Annotated in this window: 12 protein-coding genes; 10 read left to right on the forward strand and 2 right to left on the reverse strand. The window is 63.9% G+C overall.

Annotated elements, in window-relative coordinates:
• The first annotated feature begins 514 nt into the window (after positions 1 to 514).
• The 8 genes from GC162_17785 (at position 515) to GC162_17820 (ending at position 7,579) form a co-directional block, all read left to right on the forward strand.
• Positions 515 to 940: an Hsp20 family protein gene (locus GC162_17785; protein ID MBI1370490.1), complete on the forward strand. Its 426-nt coding sequence runs from the start codon at positions 515 to 517 to the stop codon at positions 938 to 940.
• A 34-nt stretch (positions 941 to 974) separates the two neighbouring features.
• Complete coding sequence (locus GC162_17790; protein ID MBI1370491.1) at positions 975 to 1,367, forward strand: Hsp20 family protein; 393 nt, start codon at positions 975 to 977, stop codon at positions 1,365 to 1,367.
• A 38-nt stretch (positions 1,368 to 1,405) separates the two neighbouring features.
• Positions 1,406 to 1,912, forward strand: a complete 507-nt coding sequence (locus GC162_17795) for an Hsp20 family protein (GenBank protein ID MBI1370492.1) — start codon at positions 1,406 to 1,408, stop codon at positions 1,910 to 1,912.
• A gap of 119 nt (positions 1,913 to 2,031) precedes the next feature.
• Positions 2,032 to 3,726 (forward strand): alpha,alpha-trehalose-phosphate synthase, encoded by a 1,695-nt coding sequence (locus GC162_17800; protein MBI1370493.1) that lies wholly within the window; start codon positions 2,032 to 2,034, stop codon positions 3,724 to 3,726.
• Positions 3,723 to 5,108: a Do family serine endopeptidase gene (locus GC162_17805; GenBank protein ID MBI1370494.1), complete on the forward strand. Its 1,386-nt coding sequence runs from the start codon at positions 3,723 to 3,725 to the stop codon at positions 5,106 to 5,108. The genes GC162_17800 and GC162_17805 overlap by 4 nt, the downstream gene beginning before the upstream one ends.
• 17 nt (positions 5,109 to 5,125) lie before the next feature.
• A complete protein-coding gene (locus GC162_17810; GenBank protein MBI1370495.1) occupies positions 5,126 to 6,385 on the forward strand; it encodes a cation:proton antiporter in 1,260 nt (419 codons plus the stop codon).
• Positions 6,386 to 6,389: 4 nt separating this feature from the next.
• Positions 6,390 to 7,337, forward strand: coding sequence for a M48 family metalloprotease (locus GC162_17815; GenBank protein ID MBI1370496.1), 948 nt, complete (start codon positions 6,390 to 6,392; stop codon positions 7,335 to 7,337).
• 41 nt (positions 7,338 to 7,378) lie between these two features.
• Positions 7,379 to 7,579 carry a DUF2905 family protein gene (locus tag GC162_17820; GenBank protein ID MBI1370497.1) on the forward strand — a complete coding sequence of 67 codons (201 nt, stop codon included), beginning with the start codon at positions 7,379 to 7,381 and terminating at the stop codon, positions 7,577 to 7,579.
• 18 nt (positions 7,580 to 7,597) lie between these two features.
• On the opposite strand, the gene GC162_17825 is transcribed toward GC162_17820, so the two are convergent.
• Together GC162_17825 and GC162_17830 are read right to left on the reverse strand one after the other, a co-directional pair.
• Entirely contained in the window at positions 7,598 to 8,425 is an 828-nt protein-coding gene (locus GC162_17825) for an MFS transporter (GenBank protein ID MBI1370498.1), read from the reverse strand.
• Positions 8,278 to 8,868, reverse strand: a complete 591-nt coding sequence (locus tag GC162_17830) for an MFS transporter (GenBank protein MBI1370499.1) — start codon at positions 8,866 to 8,868, stop codon at positions 8,278 to 8,280. The genes GC162_17825 and GC162_17830 overlap by 148 nt, the downstream gene beginning before the upstream one ends.
• Before the next feature lie 351 nt (positions 8,869 to 9,219).
• Here GC162_17830 and GC162_17835 point away from each other — a divergent pair, with 351 nt between their 5' ends.
• Together GC162_17835 and GC162_17840 are read left to right on the forward strand one after the other, a co-directional pair.
• Positions 9,220 to 9,945 (forward strand): LuxR family transcriptional regulator, encoded by a 726-nt coding sequence (locus tag GC162_17835; GenBank protein ID MBI1370500.1) that lies wholly within the window; start codon positions 9,220 to 9,222, stop codon positions 9,943 to 9,945.
• A gap of 96 nt (positions 9,946 to 10,041) precedes the next feature.
• Positions 10,042 to 10,151: conjugal transfer protein TraI (locus GC162_17840; protein MBI1370501.1), on the forward strand; the 110-nt coding region annotated here is incomplete at its 3' end.

Genomic DNA, 10,151 nt, shown 5'->3' on the forward strand with positions numbered 1-10,151 from the left:
AGAACTACATACCAGAGATTGATTTGTGTCTTGCGTTCCATGACGGATTCCCCATGGGGCCTCGCGGCCGGACCTGAAATGAAAGGCAAAACCCGCTTTGATATAGTCCTCCAGTCGCCGGTTCAATATTCAACGGTCAGGTTAAGCAAGGGGGCTTGACAAGCGGGAAATCGCGCCCAAATCGGCACTTGCGGGATGCCACTGACGGGTCCCGGGGCAAGAAATGGCAAGTCCGACCGGCAGGGTTGGGCGCCGGCACGTCGCTTCGCGACGGAAGGATGTGCGCCTAGTCATTGATTGTCGCTCGGCTCGGTTGTAGCTGGGCCGCGTCGAACAAAGTCGGGCCTTGTCCATCTCTTGCTCTTCCTCCCGGCCCGGCAGGACACCCCCGCACCTTGAGGGTCCACAATCGCCAGCGAGCGATCGCGCGCATGCGCTTGCGCGTGCAGAAGCGATGCGCGGTTGGCCGAGAGGGATTGTGAACGAAGGAGGAAGAGCAATGCAGCTGACACAGATGGGCCGCACCGGCTGGGATCCCTTCGCCGAGATGCGGCAGCTTCAAGCCGAAATGAACCGGCTCTTCGACAACGCCGGGGTGTTTCCCGCGGCGCAGGCCTATCCGCCGGTCAATCTCTGGATCGGAGACAACAGCGTGGTCGTGACGGCGGAGCTGCCGGGCCTCTCCGCCGAGGACGTGGAGCTCACCATCCGCGAGGACACGCTCACCATAAGCGGCGAGCGGCGCTTGGCGGAAGAAGCCGAACACGCTGGCTGGCATCGTCGCGAACGACCCTATGGCACCTTTTCGCGCACGATGGGCCTGCCGTTCCGGGTCGATCCGGACCAGGTCCAGGCGAAGTTCGACAACGGTGTGCTCGAGGTTGAGATGCAGCGCCCCGAGGCGGACCGTCCGCGCAAGATCGCGATCAACGGAAAGTAATGGCTACGGAAAGGAGGCAACCATGGCCCAGGAAATGACGACCACGGCGAAACGCGAGGTCACGCCCGCAGAGCAGGGAGAGGTGACCCGCTCCGCGGTGGTCTACAGGCCCGATACCGACATCTACGAGACCGAGGACCATGTGGTCGTCGTCGCGGACATGCCGGGCGTCCCGCCCGCGGACGTTGACGTCAACCTGGAACGCCGCGTCCTGACTATCCGCGGTCATGTCCGTCGGCAGGCGCACGACGGTTATCGGCGCGTGCATGCCGAGTACGGCGAAGGCAATTACGAGCGCGTCTTCACCCTCTCCGAGGAGATCGACCGCGACCGTATCGAGGCCAGTCACAAGAATGGCGTTCTGACGCTGAAGATGCCGAAGGCGGAGTCGGCCAAGACCCGGAAGATCACGGTCAAGGCCCCCTGACACCGTCGGCGTCGAGCAAGCAAGAGAAGGAGGTTGAAATGCAGATCAGTGATCTCATTCCCTGGGGCCGCGACCGCAATGAGGTCGCGCGGCAGCAAGGAGACGGCGACAATCCGCTGTTGAACCTGCAGCGGGATATCAACCGCGTCTTCGACGACTTCTGGAGCCGGTTCGACCGTTCCGTCGGCGTTTCCAACGGGCTGCTGTCGGTGACGGGCCCGCGCACCGACGTGACCGAGACCGACGAGGCTGTCGATGTCTCCGTCGAGCTCCCGGGTATGGACGAGAAGGATATCGATGTCAGCCTGAGCGATGACGTTCTCACCATCCGGGGCGAGAAGAAGGCGGAGCGGGAGGAGAAGAAGAAGGGCTATTACCTCGCTGAACGCAGCTACGGTTCGTTCTACCGGAGCATCCCCCTTCCGCCGGGCGTCGATTCCGGGAAGGCAGAAGCGCAGTTCAAGAAGGGCGTTCTGACGGTGACGCTGCCGAAGACGCCGGAGGCGCAGGCGAAGGTTCGGAAGATCGAGGTGAAGGCGTCGTGAAGCGGTGCACGGCCTGACGGCCCAAGGGCCGTCAGGCCCCTGTGCCCATGCTCCGCGGGTAGTCCGACCACGCCAGGACAGCGAGGTGGGACGGCCGATGCGAGACCATGGAGGCCGTGATGTGCAAACCGGAGGAACCACAAGACAAACTGAATGCACCTCACCAGACGCAGCGCGAAGGGACGGTTTCGACGGGAAGAAAGGCGGCCGATCGCCTCGCTCCCGATGAAGCCGAGCTCCGGTTCCCGGCGAGCCTCGCTGCGCGCGGCCGCGCGGCTCGGTCAGACGGCAACGCGTCGACCTCGCGTCTGGTCATCGTTTCCAACCGCGTGGCGGACCCTGACCAGGACGGGCAGGCTGGGGGCCTGGCCGTCGCACTGGACGAGATCTTCCGCGTGCGACGCGGCCTTTGGTTCGGATGGAGCGGTCAGGTTCGTCGAGACGCCGATGGCCGCCCTGCCAAGAATCGAAGGGCTGAGAATGTTGACCTCGCGACGCTCGATCTGAGGCCGCGGGAGTATCAGGACTGCTATCTCGGCTACGCCAACCGCTGCCTGTGGCCGATCCTTCACTATCGGACCGACCTGGTCGAGTTCCGGCACAGCTATGCCGAGGCCTACCAAGCCGTCAACCGGCGATTCGCGGAGGCTCTGGTCCCGTTGCTGCGAGAAGACGACCTCATCTGGGTCCACGACTATCACTTGATTCCGCTGGCGCGCGAGCTGCGCCGCTTGGGATGCCGGCACCGGATCGGCTTCTTCCTTCACGTTCCCTTCCCGCCGAAGGAAGTGTTCTCTTCTCTGCCCGGGTATGATGAGATTCTCAGCGCGCTCGTCGCCTACGATCTCCTCGGCTTCCAGACGGAGACGGACAAGGCGTGTTTCCTTTCAACCATGGAAAGCCTGGCGGGTGCGCGTCAAGACGGGCACGGCCAGATCGACGCGTTCGGCCAATCTGTCCAAGTCGGCGTCTTTCCGGTCGGCATCGACGTCGATGGTTTTGCCGAGCTGGCGACTTCACCGAAAGCGCGCCACCACGTGGAAAGGCTGACGGGCGCGCTGCAGGATCGCGACCTCATCATCGGGGTCGACCGCCTCGACTACACGAAAGGCTTGTCGCATCGCTTCGCCGCCTACCGAAGCCTTCTCGAGTGCGTTCCCGAGTGGCGAAACAAAGTATCGTTCTTGCAGATCGCGCCTTTGAGCCGCCAAGAGCTCGGCCCGTACGCCATCACGCGTGAGGAGCTGGACCGGCTCAGCGGCGAGATCAACGGGGTTTTCGCCGACCTCGACTGGACACCAATCCGCTACCACGTGAAGCCGCTCGCGCGATCCACGCTCGCGGCGTTGTTTCGTGCCAGCCGGGTCGGCCTCGTCACACCCTTGCGCGATGGGATGAATCTGGTCGCCAAGGAGTTCGTCGCCGCACAAGATCCGGCCGATCCCGGTGTCCTCGTCCTCTCGCGCTTTGCTGGCGCGGCTGAGGGGATGAAGGAAACGCTCATCGTCAACCCGCACGACGTGGACGGCACCGCCGACGCGATCAGCCAGGCCCTGACCATGCCGCTCGACGAGCGCCTGGCTCGGCATGACGCCCTGCTGCAGAGACTCCGGAAACAGGATGCGCAAGCCTGGCACCGCGCGTTCATAGACCGGCTCGCTGCCGGGAAGCCGGCATCTTCGGCCTTTCCCTTGGAAGCCGATGCCCCGGCGCCGATCACGGCAGCGCTCTGCAGCGGCTCGCAACCGACTTTTCATCGCGACAGGGAGACATCTTCCAATGACCAGCTCTTAGACCAGGAGTACGAAGCATGACGAGAGCCAGCTCATCGATTCTCAAGGCGATAATTATTGTGGTCGCGCTTGCCATGCCGTGGCGCGCGGACGCTGGCGCGCCGCTCGCGGGAGAAGGCGATGGCCGCGGTATCCCCACCGTTGCGCCGTTGCTGGAGAAAGTAACGCCCGCCGTGGTGAACATCTCGGTCGTTTCCGAGCGGCCGATAGAAAACAATCCTCTGTACCAGGACCCTTTCTTTCGGCGCTTTTTCAATTTGCCTGATGAACATCGAAGCACGCCCCAAATGAGCGCCGGTTCCGGTGTAATTGTCGATGCATCGAAAGGCTACATTCTTACCAACCATCATGTGGTCGAGCACGGAGATAAGATCGTCATTACCCTGAAGGACCGGCGTCAATTCAACGCCAAGCTCGTCGGCAGCGATGCGGCAACCGACATCGCCTTGCTAAAAATCAAGCCGGACTCGTTGACAGCCGTGTCATTTGGCGATTCCGATCGACTTAAGGTTGGTGACTTTGTAGTCGCCGTCGGTAATCCGTTCGGCCTCGGACAGACCGTCACTTCGGGCATCATAAGTGCGCTTGGCCGTGGTGGGCTTAACATCGAAGGCTATGAGGACTTCATCCAGACCGATGCCCCGATCAACCCCGGCAATTCGGGCGGTGCCCTGCTCACGCTGGACGGTCGTCTCGTCGGCATCAACACTGCCATCCTCGCGCCTGCCGGCGGCAACGTCGGCATCGGGTTCGCGGTCCCGGTCAACATGGCACGCGCCGTCATGGAGCAGTTGATCGAGTACGGAGAAGTCCGGCGTGGCCGGCTCGGCGTGACTATTCAGGATCTCACGCCCGATCTTGCCGAGGCTCTGAGGCTGACGCGGACCGCCGGTGCCGTCATCGCCAGTGTCGAAGAAGGCACGCCGGCCGAGCGAGCAGGGCTCAGGCCAGGCGATATCGTGGTCGCGGTGAACGGCCGTGCGGTCAAGGACTCCGCCGACTTGCGAAATGCCATCGGGCTGACACGCGCCGGCTCGGAGGTGGAGCTCACCCTCTTGCGCGATGGAAGAGAAGTCACCGTCGCCGCTCGTCTAGGGCCGGGGGATCGGGTGTCGGCGGCGCCATCCGGCAGGATTGGCCGCGCGCTCGCCGGCGCCGAGTTCGAGGAGCTCAAGCCGGGAATGAACGGCTACGGGGTGATCGACGGCGTCGCCGTGTCACAGGTGGCGCCCGGCAGTCCCGCCGCGCGAGTGGGATTGCGTCCGGGTGACGTGATCATGGCAGTCAACCGGGAGCCGGTGAAGTCAGTTAATGACCTTTCCCGTGCGATTGACAAGGCCGGACCAGTCATCGCGCTGAACCTTTACCGGAATGGCGCCGAGCTGTTCGTCGTCGTCCGCTGACCTGCTGGGGTGAAACGATGGACGATCATCGCTTCTTCCTGGAGCTGGTGGCGGTCCTGCTATCGGCGCGCCTGTTCGCGGCCGTCGCCGTCAAGGCGGGCATGCCGGCGGTGATCGGCGAACTGGTTGCCGGCGTCATTCTCGGCCCCAGCCTGCTCGGATGGCTCGAGCCGGGCGAGATGCTAAGGCTCCTTGCCGAGATCGGCGTCACGTTCCTGCTCTTTGAGGTCGGCCTCGAGACGGATGTTGCGAGGCTGGTCCGCACGGGAGGCAAGGCCGTGGCCGTCGCAGTTGCAGGCCTTCTTCTCCCGCTCGGCTTCGGCTTTGCGCTTGCCTACTGGGTGTTCGGCGCCTCGTTCCTTGTCGCGCTCCTGGTCGGCGCCACGCTCACCGCGACCAGCACCGGCATAACCGTCCGTGTCCTTTCGGAACTGAACCGCCAGAAGAGCCCGGAAGCGCAGATCGTGATCGGCGCGGCAGTGGTCGATGACCTGCTCAGCGTATTGCTGCTCGTGCTCGTCCATCAGTTTGCCACCGAGGGTGCCGTCCATTGGACCGATACGGCACGTGTTTTCGTCTTTCTTGTGGGCTTCTTTGTGTTCGCACCTTTCATCGCCCATCCGCTCACCTGGACGGTCCGAAGGCTTGATGAGATGGGACGCATTCCCGGCCTGGTGCCAACCGTCATCGCGGCACTCGTGTTCTTCTTTGCGTGGCTCGCGACCCTGGTCGGTGCACCCGCCATCCTCGGCGGCCTTGCCGCGGGCCTTTCCCTCTCTCGTCGATTCTTCTTGCCGCTCGGCGTCGTCCCCCGGGTGGACCGGGACTTTGCGCACAAGGTCGAGACGCAAATGAAGCCGATCATCCACCTCTTCACGCCGTTCTTCTTCGTGGTCGTCGGCCTCTCGCTGGACCTCAGCCTGGTCCGCTGGGACGAGCCCTTCGTCTGGACGTTCTCTTCGTGCCTGCTTGTCGCAGCTGTGCTCGGTAAGCTGATCGGGCCCTTGCTGATCCCGGCACCATGGCCGTCCCGCGTAATGATCGGCACGGCGATGGTGCCGAGGGGTGAGGTCGGTCTGATCTTTGCCGAGCTCGGTCGCAGCGCGGGTGTCTTCACGGGCGACGTTTACGCCGTCATGGTCTTCGTGATCGCCCTTACCACGTTGCTCCCCCTCTTTCTGTTCAGGTGGCTGCACACCCGCACGCTTCGCGGCGAGGAGCCCTTGCTTGCCCTTGATGCGCCGGCGCCGGCGGCCGCGTGTCCGGACAAGGAATAGGGCAATGAGCGCCCACGCCCTGCACAAGCTACGCAACCTCTTCCATTCGGCGCTCCTGATTGTTGGGATGGCGCTGATCGTGAGCGCCTGCGCGTGGACTCTTTGGGGAGCGGAAGGGATCGTTTGGGGGCTCACCGGGACGACCCTCGCGATGGTGCTTTCGCCCGCGATGCCGCCGGTTCTCGTACTTTCACTTTATCGAGCGCGACCCGTCAGCCACACGGAGTTCCCCGAGCTCTATGTCGCCTTGGCGGAACTCAGCCGGCGCGCCGACTTGTCGGCGCCGCCCCGCCTTTACTACGTGCCAAGCGCGATGCTCAACGCCTTCGCCGTCGGCAACCGGAACGCCGCAGCAATTGCGGTGACGGACGGCATGTTGCGCAACCTGACCTTCCGCGAGCTTGTCGGTGTGCTCGCACATGAGGTGAGCCATATCGCGAACAATGACTTGTGGGTCATGAATCTTGCCGATGCGATGAGCCGGGTCACCGCGCTGATGTCTTATCTCGGCATCTTCTTGCTGGCGGTGAACCTTCCGCTGATCGCCGCCGACGGCGGTGTGGTGCCTTGGGTGCTCGTGCTGCTCTTGATTGTTGCGCCGACGCTTATGGACTTGCTTCAGCTCGCGCTTTCGCGGGCGCGCGAGTTCGATGCCGATCTCGACGCCGTCAGACTGACAGGCGAGACGGAGTGGCTGGCATCAGCGCTCGCCGAACTCGAGAGCTGGCAGGGGCGCTTCTGGGAAAGCGTGCTCTTCCCCGGCCGACGCGTGCCGGATCCGTCTCTTCTTCGCACCCATCCCCCGACGGAGGAGCGCATTCGTCGACTGATGGGGCTCCGCGGCGAAATCTCGTCGCCACCGCTGTTGCGCCCGGCAGCCCGCGTGGTGGTTGTGCCGGCCACGATCATGCCGGTTGCGAGACCACCCCGGTACCGCTGGCCGGGCATCTGATACTGAGCCTGGTGTGGGAATGGTGGTACGGGTGGGTCGCGATGAGCCGGATTCTACTTGTACTCGGCATCGTCCTTGTGATCGCCGGCCTCCTCTGGCCGTGGCTGGGAAAGCTGGGCCCGGGCAGATTGCCGGGAGACATCGTCATTGAGCGGGAGGGCTTTCGCGTCTACCTCCCGCTTATGACGTCGTTGCCCGTGAGCCTGGCACTGAGCTTCCTGTTTTGGCTGCTGAATCGGTAGAGGCGCGCCCTTCTGGTCCTAGCGCGGTGCCGGCTCACCCTTGGCTTTGCCGGTACCATGCCGATGCAGGGGTAGCGCGGCGTGACTGGTTTGCGGCACGGCCGTGTAGCTTTCCTTGTCTTCAGGCGCCGGTGCCGCCCGCTGGGTAAGGCGGTACCCGCTGTAGACGGCATAGGCACCCATGGCGGCGGCGATGACAACGAACAGCCCTTCTGGGCCGAGACCCCCCATAACCACGCTCGCCGCAAAAGGTCCCACGGCGGAGCCGATCCCGTACACGAGCACGAGGCCGCTGGCGGCGGCGATCAACTCGTTTTCTTCGATATGATCGTTAAGATGGGCGACGCAAAGGGAGTAGACCGGCATCGTCGCGCCGCCAAGGAGACAAGACAGCCCGACCAGACGGGCCGGCGACGCTTGGGAGTGGGTCGCTATAAGAGCGGCGGTCGCGGCGGCCACCGCAGATGTCCCGACGATGACGTATCGTCGGTCCATTCGGTCGGAGAGCCAGCCGAGCGGCCACTGCAGGATCAGCGCGCCCGTCAACATGCCCCCGATGAAGATCGCGATGGCGTCTTTCTCCAAGCCGATCGACTGGGCAAAGGTCGGTGCCATTCCGAAGAATGCGCTGACGGTGAGGCCGAGAACGAAGGCGCCGACCAGGGCCAGCGGCGACAGGGCGTAAAGCTGGCCCAGCCTCAGGCGCGGGCTGCCACCACCCCGGGAATGCCCGCCTCGGTAAGCGTGATCGGCACCAGAGCCAGCGAGAGGCACACCGAGACAAGACAAAACAGAACGAACCCGTCTGCCGGCGTCAGCGTCAGGAATAGCTGGCTCGCCGCCCAGCTCCCGTACATCACGATCATGTACAGCGCCAGCACCCGACCGCGCCGCTCGCGGCTGACCGAGGCGTTGAGCCAGCTTTCAACGACTATCACCAACCCGGCATAACAGGCGCCGTGCAGCGCCCTGAAGGCGAGCCATGCCGGCGGCGTGACGAAGATCGCAAAGCAGAGCGCGATGGCCGACGCGATCGAGGCGAGGGCAGCGAAAGCGCGAATGTGGCCGACGCGTTGAATCAGGCTGGGCGCGTAGATCGAACCGGCGACGAAACCGGCGAAGTGAGCGGACATGACCACGCCAATCGTCTCATCGGCCATGCCTTCCAGCCCCGCGCGTACGCCCAGCAGCGTAGCCTGCAGACCGTTGCCCGCCACGAGCAGAGCGACCCCCGCCAGCAGCGCCCAGAGCTGCACGCTTGCGCGTGTCCTTGTTCTTGCCGATGTCATGGTTCCGTCGTTTTCGCCTGAGGGTTTCTCGAAATTCCGGTGCGACCCATCCGGCTCGGCGTGCCCACAACGAGGCCTCTTGGCCTCCGCGGCGATCTCCCAAGGACCGGCGCCCCGCACCAAAGAGGTCTGCAGACGTCGCCTTCCCGTGCTCGCAGAAATTTCCAGTACAGATTGGCCGATTGCCGTTCAAACAAAGATTTAAGTCCTCGCTCTCGCATGGTCGTTTAAGCACTGGACGTTCCGGATTGCGTCACTACATAGTCGTCGGATGGCCGCTCTGGATCGCATACGGCTTCCACTCGCCATGAAAAGAGGAGGGATTCGCTCGGGTAGTCGGGAGATGTCCAAATGCATCGCATCTTCCAAAGATTCATCGACGATATTTGGGAAAGCGTCGACCACAAGGGCCTGCAGGAGGCCATGGCCGAGGCGGCGGCCGCCCTGGACCTGCGCTGTTTCGCCTATCTGTCCATGCCCCGCCGGCGCGGCGCGGACGCGCAGGTGATCTCCACCTATCCCGTCGCCTGGACCGGCCATTACGTTGAAAGCCACTACGAGCGCGTCGACCCGGTCATTCTCCGAGCCGCGCGTGCCCCGGATCCGTTCGAGTGGGGCCACGGCGTAGACTTGAACGAACTCACACCGCCGCAGCAGCGGTTTTTCGACGAGGCCGCCGGCTTCGGCATCCGCTGCGGCTTCACAATCCCGATCCACGACGGCCAGGGACCGGTCGCGGCCATTACCTTCGCCGCCGACCAGCGCCATCCAGCGTTCCGCCGCAGCATCGAGACCCATGCGCCGGTCCTGCAGCTCATGGCGATGTATTTTCATGCCCATGCCCGCCGCAAGCTCGTCGCCGACCGCGTCGTCGAAGGCGCCGCTCTGTCGCCGCGCGAGTTCGAGTGCCTCGAATGGGCCGCCAGAGGCAAATCCGCCTGGGAGATCGGCCGCATCCTCGGCATCTCCCGCCGCACGGCCGCGTTTCACCTCGATAACGCGAAAGCGAAGCTCGACGTCCGCACGGTCTGCCAGGCCGTGGCGCGCCTGTCCGCATCCAGGCCAACTTCGCACTGATAGGCCATCCACCGTCACCCTGTGCAACTGCACAGGGTGTTTCTTCCCGGCGGCTCGCCTCAAATACGCGAAGGCTAATCTTCGTAGGAGGCGAACATGATGCAGCTCATCACTCCCGACCGTTACGGCGAGTTCGCAGAGGACCTCGCCGAGATGTACCGCTTGCGCTACCGCGTCTTCAAGCAACGGCTCGGCTGGGACGTCGA

Source organism: Planctomycetota bacterium (genome assembly GCA_016125255.1).
Lineage (GTDB): Bacteria > Planctomycetota > Phycisphaerae > Phycisphaerales > Zrk34 > RI-421.